Source organism: Microthrixaceae bacterium, from assembly GCA_023957975.1.
In the GTDB taxonomy this organism is placed as follows: domain Bacteria; phylum Actinomycetota; class Acidimicrobiia; order Acidimicrobiales; family Microtrichaceae; genus JAMLGM01.
On the sequence record JAMLGM010000010.1, the window covers coordinates 17186 to 40616 of the forward strand.

The window sequence follows — 23431 nt, forward strand, 5'->3', positions numbered from 1 at the left end:
GCCCATGAGACCAGACGGCCGTCGACCCGACGAATTGCGCCCCATCACCATCGAACGCGACTTCACCACCACCTCGCACGGCTCTGTGCTCGTCGCCTTCGGCGAGACCCGAGTGTTGTGCACGGCGACGGTTGAACTCGACGTGCCGCGTTGGATGAAGGGCACCGGAAAGGGCTGGGTCACCGCCGAGTACTCGATGCTGCCCGGCTCGTCCCCCGAACGAATCCGTCGCGAACGCAAAGGGCCCAAGGGCCGCACCCAGGAGATCGAGCGGCTGATCGGACGATCGCTGCGAGCGGTGGTCGACATGAAGGCACTCGGCGAACGTCAGGTGTTGTTGGACTGCGACGTGTTGCAGGCCGACGGCGGCACCCGCACCGCCTCGATTTCGGGTGCCTGGATCGCCCTACACGACGCGTGTGAACGCATGGTGCAGGCCGGCATCATCAAGGCGAATCCGGTGGTCGACCACTGCGCGGCGATCTCGGTGGGGATCATCGACGGCGAACCCCGACTCGACCTTCCCTACGTCGAGGACTCGACCGCACAGACCGACATGAACGTCGTGATGACCGGTGCCGGCGGGCTCGTCGAGGTGCAGGGGACCGCGGAGGACTCGCCGTTCTCACGTGCCGAACTCAATGCGCTGCTCGACCTGGCCGAGGGTGGCATCGCTGAGATCGTCACCCGTCAACGCGAGGTGGTCGCGGCCGCTCCGACGCCGAAGTCGTTCACGGCCCGGTAGGGGCGCAGTGATGAGCGCGACCCCGGTGGCATCGGCAACCGCGAACCCCAAGAAGCTCGTCGAGTTGCAGGTGCTCTTCGACGAGGTGGCCGCTGGATGCTTCGAGTTGGTGCCTCGGCCGGCCGACCTGCCCGACGTGGAGGAGACCGGCGACACGTTGGGCGACAACGCCCGGCTCAAGGCGGTTGCGGTGATGGAAGCGACCGGATGTGCCGCGATCGCGGATGACACGGGCCTGGAGGTCGACGCACTCGACGGGGCGCCCGGCGTTCGCTCGGCCCGCTTCAGCGGCGGCGACCACGACGACGACGCCAATGTGGCACTGCTGCTGTCGAAACTGGCGGGCGTCTCGGAGCCGACGGCTCGGTCGGCGCGGTTCCGCACCGTCATCTGCATCGCGCGGCCCGACGGGGAGATTGCCTTTGCTGAAGGGGTGTGCGAGGGCACGATCGCAGATGAGCGGCACGGCGACGCGGGATTCGGGTACGACCCGGTGTTCGTCCCGGTCGAGGGGGATGGCCGCACGTTTGCGGAGATGGCGCCCGACGAGAAGAACGCCATCAGCCACCGGGGTCGGGCGATACGCGCGGCTGGCGACCTGCTCGTGGATTTCGTGGGACTCGGATCATGAGCGGAGAGTTGCGATTCGATCGCTTGACGGGGCAGTGGGTCAACATCTCGGCTCATCGTCAGAGCCGCCCCAACCTTCCCTCGACCGGCTGCCCGTTCTGCGTCGGAGGGCTCGAGGCGCCCGAACCCTACGACACCTTGGCATTTGTCAACCGCTGGCCGGCATTCGTTCCCGGCGACCCGGTCGACCTCGGCGCGCTCGAGGCCGCTGGAGTCGATCTCGGCGCCGCGGTCGGAGCGTCGGAGGTCATCTTGTACTCGCCGGTCCATGACGCGTCGTTGGCGTCGTTGGGATGGCAACAGGTGCGCAAGGTCGTCGACCTGTGGGCGCAGCGCAGCGAGGAGCTGCTGGCCCGCCCGGAGGTGGAGTACGCCCTCGTGTTCGAGAGCCGCGGCGCCGAGGTCGGGGCGACGATTCATCATCCCCACGGGCAGATCTACGCGTTCGGATTCACCCCGCCCGCGGCGCTCGTCGAAGCCGAGCGGACGCGCCACGACGGCGGCTGCGTCGTGTGCGCCGAGGTGGAACGTGAACGTGGCGACGGCGACCGGGTGCTGTGGGATGGCGACGGGGTGGTGGCGTGGGTGCCGTATGCGTCGGCCCACCCGTACGGGGTGAACATCGTCGCCGCCGATCACCTCGGGCGCCTCGGGGATCTCGACGATGCCGCCCGCGACGGCCTCGCTCGGGCGCTCACCGCGGTTCTGAGCGGTTATGAAAACCTCTGGGCCGACGACCCGAATCGCAGCGAGATCTTCCCGTATCTCATGTGGTTCCACCAGGAACCCTCGACGCGCACCGGCGACTATCACCTGCACGTCCACCTCGCTCCGCCCCAGCGCGCCCCGGGGGTGTCGAGGTTCATCGCTGCCGGTGAGGTCGGGTCGGGAACGATGTCGAACCCCGTCGCCCCCGAAGCGGCCGCGCAAGTGTTGCGCGACGCCATGGGGCTGGGATGAAGCTGCGATGACCAGGTCGGTGGCGTTGATCCGTGGCGTGGGCGGTGCCACGGCGATGAAGATGGCGGATCTGAAGGCTGCTGTCGTGGCCGCCGGCTTGGGAGACGTTGCGACTCTGCAGGTCGCTGGCAACATCGTGTTCGACGACTCCGGGCACGATTCGGCGTACTGGGCTCAGTTGGTCCACGACGCGGTGTTGTCGCAATTCGGCCACGACCTCGCCGTTCTCGTTCGAACTCACCGCCAGCTCGTCGACTTGGTGGCCCGGCATCGGTTCGCCGGAACCCAGGAAGGCAAGTGGTTGATGACGGTCGTGCTCGACGCTCAGCCCACCCCCGAGCGGATCGCTTCGATCGATCCGACGTTCGGGTCTCCCGACCAATTCGTCATCGATGGTGCCGAAATCTTCATCCGCTACGACGGCGGCGTCGCCGGGTCGAAGCTGCAGACGGCGGCGTTCGAGCGCCAATTGGGCGTCGTGGGCACCGCGCGTAACGCGAACACCCTCGCGAAGCTTGTCGAGATGACCGCCTGACTCTTCGGGTGCAGGTCCGCGTTCACCGCGGCGCTCACCAGTTGCGCAGGTCGATCGGCCAGGTGTCGAGCACCTCGGCGTCGAGTTCGATGGTGCCGTCCTCGTTGCACTCGGCGACGACATACATCCGCTCGTGTAGGGCCATCGTGGGGTCGACATGCGCCGGCACCAGGTGCACGCGTTCGCCGACCGCAGGCAGCGCTCGGCCGGAGTCATCCGCGTTCGCGACGAACGTGACGTGCTCGTCGGAACAAAAGAAGGTCGTGTGGCCGATCGTGGTCGGATCACCGTGATCCATCCCGAACGCCTTCAGCCCTGCGTCTGCGACGCCATATCCGTCGGTGCGATTGGTCGAAATCACGGTGGAGAGCACCGACACCGCCTGGCGAAACGGCAGGCCGAGCGTGGCGTAGGAGGTGTCCATGAGTAGGTACGAGCCGGCCTGGACCTCGCTCACCAGCGCCGTGCCATCGGGCGGGGCGTCGTGGAGGTCGAAGGTTCCGGTTCCACCCGCGGACACGATGTCGCCACCGACGTCGTCATGGGCAGCACGTAGCTGTTGCATCGCCAACGCGACCTGCTCGATTCGCCAGGATCGATCGGGGTTGCCGACGACGTGGCCCTCATATCCCATCACGCCTCGGACCTCGAGACCGGCCGACCTGGCCCGGTGCGCCAGTTCGCCGGCGCGCTCGGGCGCCACCCCACAGCGGGGCATCCCGACGTTGACGTCGATGAGGACGTTGAGCGGTCCGCGTCGGCGTGCGGCGGCAGCGACGTCGAGCGTCTGAACCGAGTCGATGGCGACGGTGATTCGGGCGTCGCCATCGGCAGCGGCCTGGACGACCGCGGCCTGCACGACCGCGGTGAGCCCGGCGACGTCGAGGGTTTCGTTGGCCAGCAACAGGTCGGCGCCGAGCCCGGCCCGGATCATCCCCGACAGTTCTCGAAGGGTCGCGCAACACGCCGAGTGGCTGGCGGATCGTTCGGCTGCGTAGCGGGCGAGGCGGGTGGACTTGTGCGCCTTGACATGCGATCGAACCGAGGGGCCCGGGCGAATCTTGGCCATGGCGTCGATGTTGTGGTTCAACGAGGCCAGATCGACGACGAGCGCTGGGGTCGGTAGGTCGGCGACGAGCATCGCCGCACCCTACCCACGCCGGGCGAGTGTGGTTGGGCCGATCGGTAAGGTTGAGGCCCGTGAGGGGACAGGCCGCCATCGCGGGCATCGCTGAGACGCCGTTCTACCGCGGGTCGCCGCGTCTGCCGATCGAGTTGATGCTCGACGCGTCGCTCGAAGCGATCGCTGATGCCGGGCTGGCTCCGAGTGATATCGACGGCATCTGCGCTCCGCCAGGGTTCACGAGCGCGGAGGAGCTCGCTGCGAACCTCGGCATCGAGGACCTGGGATTCTCCGCGATCACCGCCGTCGGGGGCGCCTCGAGCGTGGCCGGCATACGCAACGCAGCGATGGCGGTGGCCACGGGTGTCGCGACCTCGGTGCTCGTCGTCGTCGGATGGAACGGGTATTCGTGGATGCGGCCACGCGACGGGGTGGCGGTGCCTCGCCATGGGCTGGCGATGAGTTCGGCCCAGGACGTCGTGGTCGACGTGATGGTTCCCCAGGGTGCCATCGGCGCGACCCAGTTCTATGCGCCACTCGCGAATGACTACCGCCGCCGACGGGGTATCACCGACGACGACGGGGCTGCGTTCGCGATGGCGATGCGGCGCCACGCGCACCGTCACCCGCTCGCGGTGATGCGTGACACGCCGATGACCACCGAGGACTACTTCGAGTCGTCGATGCTGTCGGAACCGTTCCGCAAGCTCGACTGCTGTCTCGAGACCGACGCGGCGGCCGCAGTCGTGGTGACCTCGGTGCAACGCGCGGCCGACGCACCCCACGGGGTGGTGGCGATCCTCGGCGTGGGGGAGGGGCGACCCGAACCCGCCGACGACATCGCCGGGCGCAGCGACCTGCTGCGCATCGGGCTGAGTGGGGCGGCTCCGAGAGCCTTCGCGATGGCGGACCTCACACCAGCGGACCTCGACGTGGTGGGCGTCTACGACTGTTTCACCTACGTGGCGATGCTGCAGTTGGAGGTGCTCGGTGTCGTGGGCGAGGGGGAGGCGGGCATCGCGGCGCGCGAGGGACGTTTCGACCTCGGTGGTGCACTCCCGGTGAACACCCATGGCGGATTGTTGAGCCAGGGACACATGTGGGGAATGAACCACGTCATCGAGATGACCCGCCAGATTCGTGGCGAGGCCGGGGAGCGCCAGGTGCCCGGCGCTCGGTTGAGTGCGGTGACCGGGTGGGGCGACTTCGGCGATGGAACCGTGGTCGTGTTGGGCTCGAAGCCATGACTCAACACGACGGATTCCCGTGCCAGCCGATCGGTGCTGCCGGGCTCCACCAGCAGTGGTATGACGCCAACGCATCGGCCGGCCGGCTCACCGCACAACGGTGCGAATGTGGACGCTGGCGTATGCCTGCTCGCTACCGATGCGCGAGCTGTCATGGGGAGGCGTGGTCGTTTGAACCGGTTGGCGACCATGGGCGGGTTGTCGGGTGGACCGTCACCCATCGGCCGTTCCATTTCGGGTTTGCGCAGGTCGTTCCCTATGCGTTGGTGATCGCCGAGGTCCCCGAAGGAATTCGCGTGCTGTTGCACGTGCGCCCGAGCCTGACCGACGTTGGGGGCGACATCGATTGGCACGGACGCGAGGTTGTGATCGCGGTTGACGAGTTCGGCCTGCCCTACGCCTCGTTGGTCGGTTGAGTTCATGGTCGGGGTGGCTGTTTGTAGCGGGGGGTGTTGGTGATGGTGGTGCCATCGGGTCGAGTGGCGTGGAGCGGCTGGTTGGGGTTGCCGGAGATGACGGCGTCGCCGTTGTGGTGTCGATGGTGGTGCCCGGGACAGACGTTGGCGAGGCCGTTGGGGTCGGTGGTTCCGCCGTCGCTGTAGTGGACGAGGTGGTGCAGGTCGCAGCCGATGGTGTTGCGCTCGCATCCGGGGAACCGACATCCGCGGTCGCGGTGAGCGAGGGCGCGCCGAAGGACATCGGGAGCGAGGCGTCGTGTTCGTCCGTAGGACAGGGGCGTGCCGTCGCGGGTGAAGGTGGGGATGACATCAGCGTTGGCGAGGAGGGCCCACAGGGTCTCGTCGGTGATGTCGAGGTTGGTTTCGGTGTGGGCTGGGCCGGAGACGTCGGGTTCGCCGTGGTGTTCGCTGAAGAGCGCGGCGAGGCCTTCGTCGGCGCGGTTGAGTTTGTCGAGGTCGATGTGGATGTAGGCGCCGACGCGGCCGGGCCGGGTCAGACCGGCCGCCGCGAGCAAGGCGTCGCGCAACGCTGACGCACGGCGTTGCGCCATGGTCGGCAGGTGTGGTGGGTCGGCTTCCTGCCCAGCGACGGTCCCGCGGTTCCGTCCGCCTGCGGCCTCGCCGTCGGTCTGGCCGCCGGTATTGGCTTCGTGCTCGCCGCCGGTCTGGCCACCGCTCTTGGCATCGCGCTCACCGCCGGTCTGGTCGTCCTGTCGGGCGGTCTCGCCATCGCGCTTGGCGGCGGTCGTGTCTCGGCCGTCCCGACCGGCGTCTCTGGTGGCGCGTTTCCCGTCGGTCGCACACCCGCCTTCCCGGTCAGCGGCGTGCGCGTCGTGAGCGGCGTCGGTGGCAGCGTTCTCGCTGACGGGGTCCTTCCCCGAATCGCTCTGTGCCGTGTGGAGTTGGCGGTTGATGAGGTCGTGGAGGATGGTCGCGAGGAGTGCGCCGTCGTCGGGGGTGAGATCTCCATGGAGGTGCCATCGACCGTTGAACGTTTGAGACAACGTGATGTGGGACGGGTCGGTACTCGGATCACCCGGGCCGTCTTGGTCGAGACGGTCGCGAACGTTGTGGCAAAAGCCTTCGAATCGGTTGAGCGAACACCGCGAGGCGGCATCGAGCAACAGCGGTTGGATCTCGCGGATGGCGTCGATTGCAGCATCGAGGTGGTCGCCCTCGAACGTCTGGGGGATGATCTTGGCGATGGCATCGAGGTGCCCGAGGGTGAGTTCGCCAGCCTCGAACGCGGTGCGGACTTCTCCGAAACGCTCGGTGACGACCCCGGCACGCAGCAAACGGTATGCGTCGCGCCTGGTGATGCCGTGATGGAGCGCGAGCCACAAGCCGATGGTGCCCATGCCATCGAGTTCGTGGACACGTTCCGAGGCTGCAAGCCCGGAAGCGGCGACGTGCAAACGCTCGACGATGTGGGTGAGGCGTGCCGCAGCAACCGACAAGTCGGCAGCAATCTGCGAGCGGTTGGCGCCTGCAGGAGTGCGGACTGCGGCCTTCGTGCCCCGCACTCCCGCGAGCACTGCATCGACGAGCGCCGAGGCCGCTTCGCCAAGGTCGCCGCACGCGCCGATAGCGCCAACGAGGACATCCCAACCACCATCCGGACAGCCATCTGGACCGGCGTTCTCGCCGCGACGGAAAGCACCTGAATCGATTTGAGATGCACCGGCGTAGTCGTACATGTCGCCATAGTATCGAACAGGCGTACGATACGCAAGTCGAAATGCGGAAGAACCAAACAAAAGTTCGATCCGAAGTGTGGGCGTCGTCTGGGTGCAAGGGCAGCGCAGGCAGCAAGGGCAGCACAGGCCCCGGCGGCGCGGAGGTGCTCTCGCGCCGCCCGCGTTGGCTCGTTCGCTCGACCGGTGCCGGAATCGTCAAGGTGCCGACTAACCTTCACTCCAATGGCTAACCCACTTCCGATCTCCGAACTGAGCGGCGGCTTCGACCCGATCTCCGACGTGTCGAGCAAGCTGCTGAAGAACCGCATCGTGATCCTCGGCTCCGAGGTCAACGATCAGGTCGCAAACCTGATCTCGGCGCAGCTCCTGTACCTCGACGGACAGGACGACAGCTCCGACATCTGGCTGTACATCAACAGCCCGGGCGGATCGGTCACCGCCGGTCTGGCTATCTACGACACGATGAACTTCATCAAGCCGAACGTTGGCACGGTCTGCATGGGACTCGCGGCGTCGATGGGGCAGTTCCTGCTGTCGGCGGGAGCGAAGGGCATGCGGTTCGCGTTGCCGAGCAGTCGGATCATGATGCATCAGCCCTCCGGCGGGTTTCAGGGCAACGCGGCCGACATCAAGATCCAGGCCGAGCAGATGATCTACATCAAGCAGATGCTGTCCGAGCGCATCGCCGAGCACACCGGCCAAACCGTTGATCAGATCATCAAGGACTCCGATCGCGACCGTTGGTTCACCGCTCCTGAGGCGAAGGATTACGGCATCATCGACCAGGTGATCGTGCGCCGCGGCGAAATGCACTGAGTTTTCTTGGCGGGGCCAGGGCCGGCGGTTGGCGCGCCCGTACCCCGCGAGCTGCCGCATCGCAGACGGCACTCGCGCTGCGCATCGCAGACGGCACTCGCGCTGCGCATCGCAGACCGGCAGTTGCGACTCCATGACGGACGTGTTGCGACGCGAGTGTTGCAATAGTCACGATTGAATGCCGGGTCGAATATTGCAAACGTCAAACGGCCCGCTCGAGATGAGCGGGCCGTTTCATGTCATTTCGACGAGTTGTGTCGGGTCGGTGGCCCGGCCGGGCCGCCGTGGCTCAGCCCTTGAAGACCTGGACCACGTAATAGGAGCCGTTGGCCTGGGCGACGCCCACCCCGATGGAGGTGTACTGGCCACCGAGGATGTTCTTGCGGTGCTGGGAGGAGTTCATGAACAGATCGTGCACCGCTTCGACGCTCGACGCGTAGCCGACGTTTTCTGCCAATGCCGAGTAGCCGGACATCCCGTCCGTCAGGCGGCTGTGGGCGAGCGACCCCTGTGATGCAAGGTGATTCGCCCAAGCCTGGGCCTTGGTTGCGGCCTGTTCGTCCCACACCAGCGAGTGCGTTCCTCGCGCATTGCGGGCTTCGTTGGCCAGCGTCTGTGAGCGACCCGCCATGGCCCGGTCGCAGCCTGTTGAGGCAAGTAGTGCGATCAGGGTGGTGAGCACCAACGCAACGGTTCGGCGTGATGTTGACGTGGTGCGGATGGTGGCGTGCATGCTGTGATTGCTCCCCTCAGCTCGCCCTAGTCTGGCGTGTAAACAGTCTACCACGCTATTGCAATAGTGTTGCAATTATGTGACGGAATGTTACGGATTGAGCGAGATTCCACAGTTCTCTTCGGCAAATTCCGCAACGTTGTGAGCCGGAGCGTCAATCTTTTCGAGCTGAGCGGTGAGTTCGGTCGCATCGACCTGGCCCGTTGTACCCATCTCGTCGGGGGTGTTCAGGGTGATCTGCACCGTCGCACTCAACGCGTCCACGAGGGCTCGGAAATCGTCGAAGATCTCGGACGGCGCGATGTCTTGCAGCTTGCGGAGCTGGTCGAGGCCGTTGGTGATGCTGCGCTCATCACGACGTTCGATCGCCGTGATGAGGCTCGACAGGCTCTCGATGTGTCGAAGGTCGTTGCAGAACCGGTCCGTGTCGCTGGTGCATGCGGACGCGGTCAGGCCGACGAGAAGGAACGAGGCGGCGGCCGCAATCGTGCGCGTGGCGAAGAGAGGACGAGGCTTCACCGGGTCGTTATCGAGTTGCCGCGGCGGCTTGGCCGATCGCTCGAATCTCGGTGGTCGCCGCAGCGAGCCCGCCGGGGTGGTTGAACAGGGCGCTGCCCGCAACCAGGACGTTCGCGCCGGCACTCGCCGGCCCGGATGCGGTGGCCGGCCCGACCCCGCCGTCGACCTCGATGTCGCAGTCGTAGCCCTCCTCGACCACCCAGCCGCGAATCTCGGCGACCTTCGGCTCCATGGTGGAGATGTAGGCCTGCCCACCGAAACCGGGATTCACCGTCATGACCAGGACCATGTCGAGCAGATCCATGACGTGGCGAATGGCCGAGGCTGGGGTTGCGGGGTTGAGCGCGACCGCCGCCTTGGCGCCGGCCTTGTTGATCGCGTCGAGGGTGCGGTGCAGGTGAAGGCAGGCTTCGGCGTGCACGATGACGATCTCGCAGCCGGCATCGATGTAGCGGCCCATCAACTTGTCGGGCTCGACCACCATCAGGTGGGCCTCGAACGGCAAGCTGACGAGATCGCGCACCGACGCGATGACATCGGGGCCGAAGGTGAGGTTCGGGACGAACACGCCGTCCATCACATCCCATTGGATCCGGTCGACGCCCGCCTTCTCCAACGCCTGGCATTCCTCGCCGAGTCGGGCGAAGTTCGCTGGCAACACCGAGGGGGCGATCTGGATCGGTCGGTCGGTTCCGGGCGTGGAGATCATGGGGGCCACGCTAGTTGGCTGCGATGGCAGGGGCGTTCGCGCCGTAGCCTCAGGTGATGGAATCGCTTGAGTTCGTGGTCGAAGCGGACGAGGTGGAGTTCGCCTGTGGCCTGTGCTGGTCGTTGGGAGTCGCCGGGATTGAGGAGCGCGACGAACCCCATGGCAGGGTGCGTCTGCTCGTGGGGGTCGAATCCGACGCGGCCGATGACGCCGTCGACGAACTCGGGACCCGTTGGGAAGTCACGCGCAGCGAGATGAACGTCGAGGCGTACCTCGATGCGTGGCGCCCGTTCGCCCGTGCGGTGCGAGTGGGGGAGCGGCTGGTGATTCAACCGCCATGGGTGGACCCGATCGCTCGCCCCGGCGACCTGGTCGTGTCGGTCGATCCCGGACGTGCCTGGGGCCATGGAGCACATCCGACAACCGTGCTGTGCGTCGAGGCGATTCTGAGGATCGGAGACCTCGACGGGTGGCGGGTGCTCGACGTCGGCTGTGGCAGCGGCGTGCTGAGCGTGGCGAGCGCGTTGTTGGGGGCGAAGGCGGTGGTCGGGATCGACGTCGACTTCGCAGCGGTCGACGCAACGCTCGCGAATGCCCTGGTCAGTGGCGTTCCCGAGTTGGTCGAAGCCTCCACCACGCCGGTGGGCTCCATCGTCGAGACCTTCGAGATCGTGCTCGCGAACATCGGCCTGGGGACACTGTGCGAGTTGGCCGGACCGATCGGAGCTCGCGTCGCTGCCAACGGGATCTTGATCCTGAGCGGGCTGCTCGTCGAACAGGTCGACGATGCGCTCGAAGCCTACGGAGACTTCGAACCGGTATGGCGGCGGGATCTCGACGGTTGGAGCACTGTGGCGTTGCGGCGGCGCAGCTTCCGCGTCGGACGTTGATCGCGGCGGCAGTCGCCGGCAGTCGCCGGCAACCGCCGTGGGACGTGTCCGTTCAGTTCACGGGCGGGGGTTCCTCGACGATGCCCTCGGCCGCATCGGCGGCCTCGACCTCGCCGCGGCTGACACCCAACATGAACAGCACGGCATCGAGATAGGGAACATTCAAGGTCGCCGCCGCGGCGTCTCGAACGACCGGCTTGGCGTTGAATGCGATCCCCAGCCCGGCGGTGGCCAACATGTCGAGGTCGTTCGCGCCGTCGCCGACGGCCACGGTCTGGTCGAGGGCGATACCTTCGAGTTCGGCCACGTGGCGCAGCAGTTCGGCCTTCCGCGCCCGGTCGACCACCGGACCGACGACCTCGCCCGTCAACCGGCCGTCGACGACCTCGAGCTCGTTGGCGAACGCGTAATCCAGTTCGAGGTCGGCCTTGAGCGCGTCGGTGAAATAGGTGAATCCGCCGGAGACGATCGCGATGCGGAACCCGAGGCGTCGCAAGGTGCGGGTGAAGGTGCGGGCTCCGGGGGTGAGGCGGACTCGGCCGAGCGCGGTGGCCAGGTCTTCGCAACGTTGCCCCTTGAGGAGCCGGACCCGCTCGCGTAGGGACTGCTCGAAATCGAGCTCGCCGGCCATCGCCCGTTCGGTGATGTCTCTGACCTGTTCGCCGCAGCCGCACAGCTCGGCGATGAGTTCGATGACCTCGTCTTGGATGAGGGTCGAGTCGACGTCCAGCACCACGAGCCGTTGCGCTCGGCGTGCCAGGCCACCGGGCTGGATGGCGACGTCGATGTGGAACTCCCGTGACACGGCCACGAGCTGGGTCCGAAGCGCCTCCTCGTCGCCGCGTTGGACCTGGATCTCATAGGCCGAAACCGGATAGCGCGCCAGGCGGACGATGCGATCGATGTTTCCGCCGGCGGTTGCGATGGCCCGGGCGACGGCGTTGAAATGCGTCGAGGTGATCGAGCGGGCGACCACGGTGACGACCATGCCGTGGTCGCGTCGCGTCGGCGTGGGATCGGTTGCTGCGACGGTGATCTGCAGCCCACGGTCGACGCCCATGGACTCGAGGTCATGGGTGAGCGCGGCCTGCCGGACCAGAGGTGCGGTCGCCACGACCCCGAGCACGAGGTGGCCGCGAACGACCACCTGTTCCACGTCGTCGATGACGGCGCCGTGCAGTGCAAGCAGTTCCATCAGCGTCGAGGTGATCCCCCGCTGATCGGGGCCCGACACCGTCACCAGGACCGTCGAGGTGGGATCCGCCGTGTGGTTCTCGGTGCGCTCGGGGTCCTCGGGTTGGGGGTCGCTCACGCCCTTACGCTACCGGCGCCCGAAGTGGTGGCTCCACCGCCGCGCCCGCGCGCGAGGGCGGGCTTGGGGACGCGTAGCGTGACGACGTGCGTGTTCTTCTCGAAACGACCGGATTGGCGACGGGCGGCGAGGCGTTCGGGCGCGACGACAGTGGCCGGGTCGTGTTCGTCGCCGGTGCGTTGGCGGGCGAGCAGGTCGTCGTCGAGATCCTGGAGGAAAAGAAGCGGTTTGCCCGGGGCCGGGTCATCGAGGTTGTGGCTGCGTCGCCCGAGCGCATCGCACCGACATGTGCGGAAGTGGCCAACGGATGTGGGGGTTGCGACCTGGCGCATTCCACCCTCGGGGCTCAACGCGACGCGAAGGTGTCGATGATTCGCGATGCCGCCACCCGAATCGGCCGCCTCGATGCGATCCCCTCGGTGAACGTCGTCGAGTTGGCGACGGTTGGATTCCGCACGACGCTTCGCGCGGGGGTCGCCGGTGGGCGGGCCGGGCTGCGGCGTCGTGGTTCCAACGACCTGGTCGAGGTTGCCGCTTGCGAGGTCGCGCATCCGCTCGTCGAGGAGCTACTGGTGGAGGGCCGATTCGGCGATGCGAGTGAGGTGATGATCCGGGTCGGTTCGCGCACGGGGGAGCGCATGGTCCTCACCGATGGCGACCCGTCGACGGTGTCGGTGCCAGATGATGTGTCGGTCGTGAGCCGAGACGACCTGCTGGTGGGTGCCAACGACGGTCGCCAGGATCCTGGTGGAGTGATCCATGAGATGGTCGCCGGCAGCCGGTTCCGCATTTCGCCGCGGTCGTTCTTCCAGACGCGACCCGACGGGGCCGAGGCGCTGGTCGAGGCGGTTCGCCGAGGTATCGACACGGCTGGGGGGTCGTCGCCGCGGCGCCTCGTCGACCTGTGTTGCGGTGTCGGGTTGTTCGCGGCGACGGTCGAGGCCGACCGGGTGGTCGCGGTCGAGTCGAACCGTTCCTCGGTTGCTGATGCTCGCGTGAATCTGGCCGAACTGGGGCAGCGGGCGAAGTTGGTCCGTTCGACGTTCGAGCGGTGGAGGCCCGACCCCGCAGATGTCGTGGTCGCCGACCCGAGCCGATCCGGCCTGGGAGCGATCGGCGTGTCGAAGGTTTCGGCCACCGGGGCGGAGGTCGTGGTGCTGGTCAGCTGTGACGTCGCCGCCATGGGCCGCGACGTCGGGCTCTTCGCAGATCAGGGCTATGCGCTCGTCTCGGTCGAGATGATCGATCTCTTCCCCAACACCTCCCATGCCGAGGTGGTATCGACGTTGGTGCCGGTCGCCGGGGCGCCACGGTGAGGACAGCACAGGTGTCGTCGCCGAGGACGGCCCGGGTGCTGTTGGTGGTCGCGTGCTGCACGCTGGTCGCGTGTGGCCGCGGCGACAACGGTTCGGACGAATCGCCGCACACCGAGATCGAGGCAGCGGCGGCCAAGCGCTATCGGGTGGAGGTCGTCGAAACACACCCACACGACCCGGAGGCCTTCACACAGGGACTGACCTTCGACGACTCGTCGGTGCTGTGGGAGGGGACCGGTCTGGTCGGGCGGTCGCAGTTGCGTCGGATCGTTCCGGAAACAGGCGAGGTCGAGGTGGTGCAGAACCTGCCGGAGTCGGTCTTCGGCGAAGGGTTGGCGATCGGCCCCGAGGGATTCGTGCAGCTCACCTGGCAACAGCGCCGGGCATATCGATGGAGCTACGACGCCCGCGACGACCTCGGTACGTTCACCTACGACGGCGAAGGGTGGGGGTTGACCTACGACGGAACGCAGTTCATCCAGAGCGATGGATCAGCGACACTGACATTTCGCGACCCGAGCGATTTCACGGTCGTCAAGACGCTGCCCGTCACCATCGACGGCGAGCCGCTCGATCAGTTGAACGAACTCGAGTGGGTCGACGAGATGGTGTGGGCCAACGTGTGGCATTCCGACACGATCGTGGGGATCGACCCGGCGAGCGGGGAGGTCGCAGCGACCGTCGACGCATCCGGCCTGTGGGCCGATTCGGCTCGGACGCAGGAGATGACCCTGAACGGCATCGCCCATCGACCGGGAGATCCGCCGACGCGCCTGTGGCTGACGGGCAAGCTGTGGCCGACATTGTTCGTCGTCGATCTTGTGGAGGTGCAGCCATGACCGTCGAGGTCGATCGTTCGAGTGGGCGTCGGGGCCGTTCTCGGGTTGCCCTCGGGTCCATCGCCGCAGGTCTGTTGATCGTATCGATGGGATGTGGGGCCGATTACCGGTCGCTGTCGCCGGGCGAATGCCTACCTTCGACCGCCAAGGTGGTGGGGCGACGGGAGGCCGACCCGCCGACGACGAGCTGTGAGGGGCCGCATCGATACGAGGTGTTCGCCGTCGGCCGTCTCACCGGCGACGAGTTTCCCGGGCAGGAACAGCTCGACGCCGATTCGCGTATGTTGTGTTACGAGGCGTTCGAGCCCAGTGTCGGCTTTCCGGCGGCGGAGATGGGCGATGAGATCCGCGTGGTGTATCTGGCGCCGACCGAGCAGAGTTGGACCCGAGACGACGATCGCGAGGTCGAGTGCCTGCTGATCTTCACCGAGGATCGCGAGGGGCGGGTTGCGACGCCGCTCAAGGGTGGCGACAGCGGCTGAACGGGCTGAAAGCGGGTCCAGCGCAAAGCCCAGCGCCAGACTCGGAACACGTGTTCGAAATAATCCGAACACGTGTTCGTTGACCGTGCTAGGGTCTCGACCCGTGACGAACGAATGGAACTGGAACAACCAGGTCACCTTCGTGCCGGCCGACCCGCCCCGAGCCGGTTCGCTGGTGTTGTGGGATGAACGTGATACCGGCGGGCTGTTCGCCGCGTCATCCAGCGAACGGTTGGCGATCCGGCGCGGTTCGCGCATCGATGTCGAAGCTCAGCCGGTGGCGCGGGTTCCGCTCGATGCCGCCCTCGAGGCGCTGCTCGACGTCGATACCCCGATGTCTGAATCGGCTCAGACCTATCGGCGTGCGACCAGGTTCGCGCTCGAGTTGATCGAACGGGGCCGGTTCGTTCCGGCGGTGAGCACCGCCGGCTACGACGCCTGGCAGATCGACCCGTTCGACCCACTCGACTATGCGGTGCTGGCCGATCTGGCGGCATCTGCCCCGCCGCAGGCGTTCGCCCTCGCTGCAGAGATTCCACTCGACGGGTCGAACAACACGGCGGCGATGGTCGACCCGGCCTGGCTGTTGCGGGCCTACCTCGATGCGGTGGTCGACCGGTTTGTGCGTTCCGCGGCAGCGGGCGAGGTGGCAGGGTCGCACTTGTGGGCGGCGCTCGATGCTGCGCCGGCCGAACCCGCTCGGCCATGGACGACGTGGGCCTACGGGCATCTGATCTCGTCGACCAGGCTCGGGCTACGCGTCGAGGCGCTCGACATCGTCTCCGACGGGCTCATCGAAGGAGATGCCGCGGGCCAGGGGGCGCTCGACGACGGTCACCTGACCCGGGCCCAGCGCGAGGAACTGGCTCGCTTCAAGGTCATCCCGCAGTTGCGCAGCACGCGGGAGGGGTCGCTGGTGGTCGACATGACGAGGCTCGGTCGTCTGTCGGACCCGGTGCGCCGTCGGTTCGGGGCGGCGACCGAACTCGAGTCGCTCGTCGCGCTCGGACGAGCGGCGACGATGTGGGCTCCTCTCGAGCCGGCGACCGGAACCGAACCCGGCGAGCCCATCGAGGTCGACCTCGACGGGCTGTTGGAGTTCATCGAGGTCGCCGAGGGCCTCGAGGCAGCCGGGATCGAGGTCCTGTGGCCCGCCAGTTTCGACGCCGATTTCACCCCGAGCCTCGTGGGCACGGCCACCGCGGCGCCGCGCGGAGCAGACGACACCGCGACGCTGGGGCTGTCGACGTTGTTGAAGTTCCACTGGAGAGTGTTCTGCGACGGCGAGCGACTCACCGACCGCGAACTCGAGGTCCTCGCGGATGCCAAACGGTCGGTCGTGTTCCTGCGCGGCCGGTGGGTTCGCACCGACCCCGCCCTGGTCGAGCGGTTGCGCACGGTTCCCGACGCCGTCGTGGGGGCCGGAGCGGTCGCCGGGGCCATGGCCGGGTCGACCGTCGACGACGACGGCGAGGTCATCGAGGTCGAATCCGACGAGTACTTCGACGAGTTGCGTGCCCGGCTCAGCGATCCGGATGCGCTGGTGGAACTGGCTGCGCCGCCCGGGCTGCGCGCGCAGCTCCGGCCCTATCAGCGGCGCGGGATGTCGTGGATGGCGGAGTTGTGCCGCATCGGGCTGGGAGGGATCCTTGCCGACGACATGGGGCTCGGAAAGACCCTCCAGGTCATTGCGTTGCACCTGACCCTCGCGGCCGAGGGCTGGGCGCCGACCCTGGTCATCGTGCCGACGTCGGTGTTGGGCAACTGGCGCCGTGAGTTCGAAAAGTTTGCTCCGGATACCCCGGTTCGGGTGGTCTCCGGCTCCTCTGACAGTCTCGAGGCGCCGGCCGACGGCGGTGTCGTGGTGATGAGCTACGGGGTCGCTCGCCGCAACGCCGATCGTCTGGCGCAGATGCGCTGGGGACTCGTCGTGGCCGATGAGGCGCAGCACATCAAGAACCCGCGTAGCCGCGTTGCGAGGGCGCTGCGGGAGATCCCGAGCCGCGCACGGATTGCGCTCACCGGAACTCCGGTCGAGAACCGACTCACCGAACTCTGGTCGGTGATGGACTGGGCGGCACCGGGTCTGCTCGGCTCGGCCGAGAGATTCAGAACGGCCTATGTCGTTGCGATCGAAAAGCACCGAAGCCCGCTGGCTGCCGAGCGCCTCCGGGAGCGGATCGCACCGTTCATGTTGCGTCGGCTCAAGACCGATCCGGGGGTTGCCGACGATCTGCCCCCGCGAATCCATTCAGACGTCACGGTGACGCTCAGCGCCGAACAGCTGTCGTTGTACGAGGCCCTCGTGCGCGAATCGCTCGCCGAAATCGCACGCGCCGAAGGGCCGAAGCGATCGAGCATGGTGTTTCGACTGCTCACCGCGCTCAAGCAGATCGCCAATCATCCGGCCCACTACCTTCACGAAGCCGATGGGGTGCTCGCCGGCCGGTCCGCCAAACTCGAGGCGGCCTGCGACCTGGTGACCGATGCCGTCGACAACGACCGCCAGGTACTGGTGTTTTCCCAGTACGTCGAGATGTGTTCGCTGCTCCAGCGGAGGTTCGCCGAACAACACGTTCATTCCGAGGTGCTGCACGGTGGGTTGCCGGCTGCGGCGCGCGACGCGCTCGTCGCCAGATTCCAGGCGGGCGAGCTCGGCGTGCTCATCATCTCGCTGAAAGCGGGCGGCACCGGGCTCAACCTGACCGCGGCATCGCAGGTCATCCACTTCGACCGTTGGTGGAACCCCGCCGTCGAAGATCAGGCCACCGACCGGGCCTGGCGAATCGGCCAACGAGAAACGGTCATCGTTCATCGCCTCATTGCCGCGGGCACGATCGACGAGCGAATCGCGGAGATGATCGAACGGAAGCGTGATCTCGCAACCTCGATCGTCGGAGCGAGCGAAGAGGCGTGGATCACCGAACTCGACGACGACGCGCTGGGTGAACTCGTCGAGTTGCGATCCGAATCCCGCGAATCGATGGAGGTGCTTCGATGAGTGCCGAGACGACCGGTATCGGCAGCCGTTGGATGGAGCGGCTCGTTGCGGAGGGTCTGGCGACGAGCGGCGACGTGAGTCGCGGTCGTGGGATGAACACCCGTGGTGCGCTCCACGAGGTGTCGGTCGAACCCGGTCTGGTGAGCGCGTCGGTCGCCGGCCGGGGCAGCGAACCTCGGCGTGCCAGCGTCGGTTTCGCCCGGGTGGCGAACGAGGACTGGACGGCCGTCGCGGCGGTGGTGAGAAGCGACGCCCGCTGGCAGGTCGCGGTGGTCGAGGGCCGCCTGCCCGACGACCTGTTGGAGGCGGCCGCGGAGGCCGGGGTGACCATGTGGCTCGACTCGGCGACGACCTCGGTCGACTGCAGCTGCGAACGCGGCGGCACGCTGTGCACCCACGCGTTGGCGCTGTGTGATCACATTGCGACGATGCTCGACGACGATCCGCTGCTCGTGGTCACGCTGCGAAACGGCGACCGCGGGGCATTTGTCGAGGGAGCCGTCGGGGTGACGGGTGCCGGCAGGGGTGGAGTTGGCGGGGGCGGAGCTTCTGTGGTGCTCGCATCAGCGAACGCTGAGTCGACCGATGCCGCCACGTCGGGCGGTGGCGCTCTCGTTGTCACCCCCCGAGGCGCTGGCGTTGACGTCGTCGGCGGCGTTGTCGGATCCGGCGGGTTCCGAAGCGGGGTGGTGAGCCCCATCCTCACCCGCGGCGATGCGGAATTCGTCGACGCGGCACCTGCGTGGCGGCGCAGCCCATCGGTCTCGAACTGGGAGCCGTCGACGCGGCGGCTGGTAGGCCGGCCACGCCTCGCTGCAACTCCGCCGCCGGCCGAACTCGGCGTGAGCCAGCGCGGCATCGACGCGCTGGCGGCCGATGCGGTCGCTCGTGCGAGCGCTGCGCTGGCGGCGATCGACGGGGCGACGGCGGCCGAGGCTCGCACGGCGGCAGGTCTTGGCCTCGACCGCGACCTCGACATGATCCGGCTCGTCGTCGCCGGACGCATCCCGGCCGACCACGCCGCGTCGCGTCTCGATGTCGCTCCGGAACTGTTGGCGGCGATCGTCGCCCACTGGCCGAGCGTCGGCCCCGACGCATTCGACCTCTTGGCGCGCCCCCGACGGTTGAGCGAGTTGGAGGTCGAGCAGCTCGGTCGTGTCGTCGACGGCCGGTTGCGGACCCGTTCGACGGGGGTGCTGCTCGACGACGGGCGCCAGATCCGACGGGCGCCGAGCGGACGGTGGGCGATCGTGGCCACCCGCCGTAGCGGCCGTCAGGTCATCGAGGCGATCGGCGAGGATCTCGTCGAACTGCTCGACGGCGCCGAGGTCGACCTTCGCGATCCCGATCGATGAGAGCGGCTCAGCGCAGGTGTCGGCCGCACTGAGGCCAGGGACGCCAACCCCTCGACGCATACAGCAAGCGCGCTCGACGGTCTTGTTCGGCCGGCGATGCTGCCGCCGGATCGCCGGGAGGTCCGAGGGTCGCCCAGGTCTGGTAGTCGAACTGGTAGGCGCCACGGTACTTTCCCGATGCGGACACGGCCTGGTAGTTGCCGGTCGCTTCACAATGGCGCAGGCGTTCCCACTGCTCCTCGGTCGGTCCGCCGGCCGGAGCGGGAGCGCCCTGGACGGCACCGTCGCCGGGTCTATCGCTGCTCGAGGCGCCAGCGCCGGTGTCGGCGTCGGCATTGGTGTTGGGTTGGGCGTGGGTCGGCGCCTGGGTCGCTCGGGTTTTGAGCGTCTTGGCGGCCGCCGCCTGGCGTTGGGCCTCGGCGTGAAGCCGTTCGGCCTCGGCCTCCATCGCTCGTGCGGCAAGGAGGGCGTTGTCGGCCGACTGGCGGTCTGCTGCGAGTTGGTCGATCCCGTCCGCGAGTTCGACGAGCGCCGGCTCGACCTGAGCTTTGAGCCGTTCGTAGTGACGCACCGCCTCGTCAAATTGGCTGGCCGTACTCGAGGCGAACGTGAGGCGGGCGGATCGCTCCATCGGGTCGGATTGTTCTGCCAGCAACTGCGCGAGGCCGTGGCGGTCCGAGGTGTAGGCATCGACGGTCCAGCGGCGCATTTCCCGGCGGGCGGCCGCAATCTGTTCGACGAGCGAGGCCTCGCTGAGGTTCAGCCCTTCGAGTCGATGCTGCGCGGCGGTCTGCATGCGAGCGACCGCATCGACCTGGGCCTCGGCTGCCACGACGGCGGCTTGGGCGTCGCTGAGCGAAGGCAATGGCGCGGTGCTCTGGGCTGCCGCCTCGGGGAGGGTCATCGGCACCGGGAACTCGCCGGCGCCGGGGAGGTTGAGCCCGCCGGTGACGCCGAGGGAACCGGCGACGGCGAGCGAGAGCGCAGCGATCCACCGCTTCGAGCGCGTCACCATGGTGCTGGGCATGTGTCACCGATCGGCATGGTTTCGACAGACATTGAAGCGATCACCTGATACTCGGGCGTAGCGAACGGGAACCCGAACAGCGAGACATTCGCGCGCCGAGGGTGACGATGAGAAATCGATGGGAGTGATCGGCGGTGAACGGGGCCGGTCAAGGCCGCCTCGCGCAAATGAGCCGAACGGCCCAACCGCAACGGAGAATTTCGCTCCTACCGTGGCCCGAATGATGTGCACGAAACGACTCGTCGTCGTCATTTCCGCGCTGGCGCTGTCGGCCTCGGCCTGTTCGAGCGCGACAGCGGATGAAGGTCCCGACCAGCGGCCGGCCGGTGCCTCGAACACCACGTCGCTGGAACAGGCAGCGGGAATCGGTCCCGCCGGGTCCGGGCCGGCTCCGGCGACGGTCACCCTGGGGCTGCTGCTCGACGTCGATTCATTCGACCCGCTCGGATCGCTCGGAGACTCTGGCGCACTTCAGGCATTCCGGTTCGTCTACGACACGATGGTGAGGGTGGACCGCGACGGAAAGGTGGTTCCCGGAATCGCCGAGTCGTGGACCACCGAGGGGACCTCGACCACCTTCCAGATCCGCTCGGGGCTGACGTGCTCCGATGGAACGGCGCTCGATGCCGCTGCGGTCGGTGCGTCCATTCGAACCCTCGGTACCGAGGGCGGAATGGGTGGAGCAGGGGTGTTCGGCCCCGGCGGACTCAAGGAGGTCCGTGTCGACGAGGGGGCGAACACCGTGACGATCGAGACCGGTGCCTTGTACAACGAAATGCTCCCGGCGATGACCAGCAGCAGCCATATCGTGTGCCCAGCAGGTTTGGTCGATCGGGAGGCCCTGCGGCGCACCCCGCAAGGTTCGGGCCCCTACGAACTGATCAGTTCGCAGCCCGGCACCTACCTGTTGAAGCGCCGCGATGCCTACACCAATCTGCCCGCCGGAACCGCCATCACCGACCTGCCTCAGACCGTGACGCTGTCGGTGATCGGCGATGACGCGACGGCGGCGGACCTGCTCGCTCAGAACCGCGTGCAGATCATCGCGACGCAGTCGTCGATCTCGAGCTTCCTGGCGAGCGACCCGACCCTGGTCGCCGTCCCAGCAGCAGGATGGGGGACCAATGCGGTGACCTTCATGCAGCGTGAGCAGTCGGCCACCGCGGACCCGCAGCTGCGGCGAGGGATGGCCATGTTGCTCGACAGCGTCGAGGGGTCGGCCGCCGAGACGGGAGGCACCGGCATCAGCCGCCGGACGATGTTCACCCCCAACCTTGCGTGCTACAGCGAGGACCTGGCCAAGGCCGCACCGGCCTATGACCCGGCTGCGGCGGCCGCGCTGCTCGATTCGGCGGGCTACGTCGTCGGCGCCGACGGGTTTCGGACGCGCCCGGACGGGACCCCGCTCGTCATCCGAGTCGTCGGAAACAACTTCCAGGGGATGGCCCCGCAGTACATCGCCGACGCGCTCGAAGCGGGCGGCTTCCATGTCGATCTGTTCGTGGGCACCTACGACGAATCGATCGCCAAGCTGCTGAGCGACAACTTCGACGTCGGCATGTACCCGTACGTCTCCTCGGACCCCTCCCTGAGTTCGTGGCCGAACCAGATCGGCACCTCCGCCGTCGCGAATTTCTCGCGGATCAGCAACCTGGAATTCGACGCGTATGCGGCGGCGGCGCTGGCTGCAGACGTTGACTCAGAGCAGCGATGCTCCTCGTGGCACGAAGCCGAGCGCGCTGCGCTGTCGGCGGCCGATATCGTGCCGTTCTCGCAGCCGGTGAAGCACTGGTTCGGCAACGGCGTGACCTTCGACGCCACCTACTTCACCGTCGATCCCTTCTCGATCCGAACGGCGTAGATCACGGCGGTCGGCCGCCCGTCACAGGCCATGGCACCCGCGGCGGGCGTCGGGTTTGGGAGGATGTTCGGGTGACGTCGGTGAACCCCAAGAGTCGAACGTGGGTGAAGGGGTCGCCTCGGCGCCCGAACAAGACCCAGATCGTTGCACTGACGGTGGTGTCGCTGTTGTGTCTGGGGCCGGTGGTCGCCCTCATCGTCGCGATGAATCGGCCGTCGAACCCGCTGCATCTGTTGTCCGAGGAGACCGAGATTCCGAACGACGGAGCGCGGGTGCGGGTCACGGTGGTGTCGATCGCCCCGACGTCGGGCATCGCTCGGGTGCAGATGTCGATCCTGCCGTCGATCGGACTTCTCGACGGCAGCGGTCTCAAAGACCCGTTGTTGCTGAGGGTCAACGACGCCCGAGGCGACAACACGGTCACCTTCGCCGAGGGTGAAGCGGTGCGCGCGGTCGACGTGTCGGTCGACTTGAGCGGCAATTCGGTGGAGCGGTACCCCTTCGACGAGTACGAGTTCGGGTTGTTCTTCCGTCTGGAGTTGGTGGTGAGCAACACCGAGCAGTCCGCGGATGGCAGTGTGATCGTGACCGGCACCACCAAGACCGAATCGGTTCCGATCACCGTCGAACTCGCGGCCGAGGTGAGCGACTTCAACGTCGACGTCAACGAACTCGACCAGGATCTCGCGGTGCCCAACGAGGCGGTGGGCGTTGCGTACCTCGTGCATCGGCCGTTGACGACGACGGTGTGGGCGATCGGGGTCATGGCCCTCATGTGGGGTTTGGCGATCGTCGGCGTGATGATCGTGTGGGCGATTCTCATCTGGCGAATCGACCTGCCGTTCTGGGCGATGGGCTACTTCGTCGGCGTGTTGTTCGCGTTGCCGCCGCTTCGCGATTCCCTACCGGGGTCGCCCCCGCCGGGGACCCTGCTGGACTTCGTCGCGTTCTATTGGGCGGTGGGGATCACCGGAATCACCCTCATCACCACCGTCGGAGTCTGGCTGCAACGGGCCAAGCCGGAGGTGGTGGCCCCGCCGGCCGTCAAGAAGCTCGATGCCAAATCGAACAAGGGCAGCGCCGGCGACGGCCGCGAGGATCTCACGACCAAGGAACACGCGGCGATCACCGACGCCCGGCCGCCCGAGCCTCGGCCCGATGGCGGAGGGGTGTAGC

General features: G+C 67.3%; 22 protein-coding genes. 15 read left to right on the forward strand and 7 right to left on the reverse strand.

Going from position 1 to position 23431, the window contains the following annotated elements:
* Window positions 1-4: 4 nt before the first annotated feature.
* From rph to M9952_13710, 4 genes are read left to right on the forward strand one after another with little or no spacing between them, the layout of a single operon-like run.
* On the forward strand, window positions 5-745 hold the full coding sequence (gene rph / locus M9952_13695; protein ID MCO5313978.1) for a ribonuclease PH: 741 nt from the start codon (window positions 5-7) through the stop codon (window positions 743-745).
* Between the two features lie 10 nt (window positions 746-755).
* Complete coding sequence (gene rdgB / locus M9952_13700) at window positions 756-1376, forward strand: RdgB/HAM1 family non-canonical purine NTP pyrophosphatase (protein ID MCO5313979.1); 621 nt, start codon at window positions 756-758, stop codon at window positions 1374-1376.
* Entirely contained in the window at window positions 1373-2335 is a 963-nt protein-coding gene (gene galT / locus M9952_13705; protein MCO5313980.1) for a galactose-1-phosphate uridylyltransferase, read from the forward strand. Before rdgB ends, galT begins: the two co-directional genes overlap by 4 nt.
* A 7-nt stretch (window positions 2336-2342) precedes the next feature.
* Entirely contained in the window at window positions 2343-2870 is a 528-nt protein-coding gene (locus tag M9952_13710) for a DUF1697 domain-containing protein (protein MCO5313981.1), read from the forward strand.
* A 34-nt stretch (window positions 2871-2904) separates the two neighbouring features.
* Here the strand turns inward: M9952_13710 and M9952_13715 are convergent, their stop codons facing one another.
* Window positions 2905-4011, reverse strand: a complete 1107-nt coding sequence (locus M9952_13715; protein ID MCO5313982.1) for an alanine racemase — start codon at window positions 4009-4011, stop codon at window positions 2905-2907.
* 59 nt (window positions 4012-4070) lie between these two features.
* Between M9952_13715 and M9952_13720 the strand changes: the two genes are divergently transcribed.
* The gene (locus M9952_13720) at window positions 4071-5240 is read left to right on the forward strand and encodes a thiolase family protein (GenBank protein MCO5313983.1); all 1170 of its coding nucleotides are present in this window, start codon (window positions 4071-4073) and stop codon (window positions 5238-5240) included.
* Window positions 5237-5656, forward strand: a complete 420-nt coding sequence (locus tag M9952_13725; protein ID MCO5313984.1) for a zinc ribbon domain-containing protein — start codon at window positions 5237-5239, stop codon at window positions 5654-5656. The genes M9952_13720 and M9952_13725 overlap by 4 nt, the downstream gene beginning before the upstream one ends.
* A gap of 2 nt (window positions 5657-5658) precedes the next feature.
* Here M9952_13725 and M9952_13730 read toward each other — a convergent pair whose 3' ends face one another.
* Window positions 5659-7395 (reverse strand): HNH endonuclease, encoded by a 1737-nt coding sequence (locus M9952_13730; protein ID MCO5313985.1) that lies wholly within the window; start codon window positions 7393-7395, stop codon window positions 5659-5661.
* A 222-nt stretch (window positions 7396-7617) separates the two neighbouring features.
* On the opposite strand from M9952_13730, the gene M9952_13735 reads away from it, so the two are divergent.
* On the forward strand, window positions 7618-8211 hold the full coding sequence (locus M9952_13735; protein ID MCO5313986.1) for an ATP-dependent Clp protease proteolytic subunit: 594 nt from the start codon (window positions 7618-7620) through the stop codon (window positions 8209-8211).
* Between the two features lie 289 nt (window positions 8212-8500).
* Here the strand turns inward: M9952_13735 and M9952_13740 are convergent, their stop codons facing one another.
* The 3 genes from M9952_13740 to rpe form a co-directional block, all read right to left on the reverse strand.
* Window positions 8501-8944, reverse strand: a complete 444-nt coding sequence (locus tag M9952_13740; protein ID MCO5313987.1) for a CAP domain-containing protein — start codon at window positions 8942-8944, stop codon at window positions 8501-8503.
* Between the two features lie 90 nt (window positions 8945-9034).
* Window positions 9035-9463 carry a hypothetical protein gene (locus M9952_13745; protein ID MCO5313988.1) on the reverse strand — a complete coding sequence of 143 codons (429 nt, stop codon included), beginning with the start codon at window positions 9461-9463 and terminating at the stop codon, window positions 9035-9037.
* Window positions 9464-9470: 7 nt separating this feature from the next.
* The gene (rpe, locus tag M9952_13750) at window positions 9471-10172 is read right to left on the reverse strand and encodes a ribulose-phosphate 3-epimerase (protein ID MCO5313989.1); all 702 of its coding nucleotides are present in this window, start codon (window positions 10170-10172) and stop codon (window positions 9471-9473) included.
* 56 nt (window positions 10173-10228) lie between these two features.
* On the opposite strand from rpe, the gene M9952_13755 reads away from it, so the two are divergent.
* Window positions 10229-11062, forward strand: coding sequence for a 50S ribosomal protein L11 methyltransferase (locus tag M9952_13755; protein ID MCO5313990.1), 834 nt, complete (start codon window positions 10229-10231; stop codon window positions 11060-11062).
* A gap of 52 nt (window positions 11063-11114) precedes the next feature.
* Here M9952_13755 and serB read toward each other — a convergent pair whose 3' ends face one another.
* Window positions 11115-12374 (reverse strand): phosphoserine phosphatase SerB, encoded by a 1260-nt coding sequence (gene serB, locus M9952_13760; GenBank protein ID MCO5313991.1) that lies wholly within the window; start codon window positions 12372-12374, stop codon window positions 11115-11117.
* Window positions 12375-12460: 86 nt separating this feature from the next.
* On the opposite strand from serB, the gene M9952_13765 reads away from it, so the two are divergent.
* The 5 genes from M9952_13765 (at window position 12461) to M9952_13785 (ending at window position 19367) form a co-directional block, all read left to right on the forward strand.
* The gene (locus tag M9952_13765; GenBank protein MCO5313992.1) at window positions 12461-13690 is read left to right on the forward strand and encodes a TRAM domain-containing protein; all 1230 of its coding nucleotides are present in this window, start codon (window positions 12461-12463) and stop codon (window positions 13688-13690) included.
* A complete protein-coding gene (locus tag M9952_13770) occupies window positions 13687-14529 on the forward strand; it encodes a glutaminyl-peptide cyclotransferase (protein MCO5313993.1) in 843 nt (280 codons plus the stop codon). The genes M9952_13765 and M9952_13770 overlap by 4 nt, the downstream gene beginning before the upstream one ends.
* Entirely contained in the window at window positions 14526-15011 is a 486-nt protein-coding gene (locus M9952_13775) for a septum formation family protein (GenBank protein MCO5313994.1), read from the forward strand. Before M9952_13770 ends, M9952_13775 begins: the two co-directional genes overlap by 4 nt.
* A 103-nt stretch (window positions 15012-15114) precedes the next feature.
* A complete protein-coding gene (locus M9952_13780) occupies window positions 15115-18012 on the forward strand; it encodes a DEAD/DEAH box helicase (GenBank protein MCO5313995.1) in 2898 nt (965 codons plus the stop codon).
* The gene (locus tag M9952_13785) at window positions 18009-19367 is read left to right on the forward strand and encodes a hypothetical protein (protein MCO5313996.1); all 1359 of its coding nucleotides are present in this window, start codon (window positions 18009-18011) and stop codon (window positions 19365-19367) included. Before M9952_13780 ends, M9952_13785 begins: the two co-directional genes overlap by 4 nt.
* A 7-nt stretch (window positions 19368-19374) precedes the next feature.
* Here the strand turns inward: M9952_13785 and M9952_13790 are convergent, their stop codons facing one another.
* Window positions 19375-20394 (reverse strand): transglycosylase family protein, encoded by a 1020-nt coding sequence (locus M9952_13790; protein MCO5313997.1) that lies wholly within the window; start codon window positions 20392-20394, stop codon window positions 19375-19377.
* A 220-nt stretch (window positions 20395-20614) separates the two neighbouring features.
* Between M9952_13790 and M9952_13795 the strand changes: the two genes are divergently transcribed.
* Together M9952_13795 and M9952_13800 are read left to right on the forward strand one after the other, a co-directional pair.
* On the forward strand, window positions 20615-22255 hold the full coding sequence (locus M9952_13795; GenBank protein MCO5313998.1) for an ABC transporter substrate-binding protein: 1641 nt from the start codon (window positions 20615-20617) through the stop codon (window positions 22253-22255).
* 71 nt (window positions 22256-22326) lie between these two features.
* On the forward strand, window positions 22327-23430 hold the full coding sequence (locus M9952_13800; GenBank protein MCO5313999.1) for a DUF4436 domain-containing protein: 1104 nt from the start codon (window positions 22327-22329) through the stop codon (window positions 23428-23430).
* The last annotated feature ends 1 nt before the right edge of the window (window position 23431 follow it).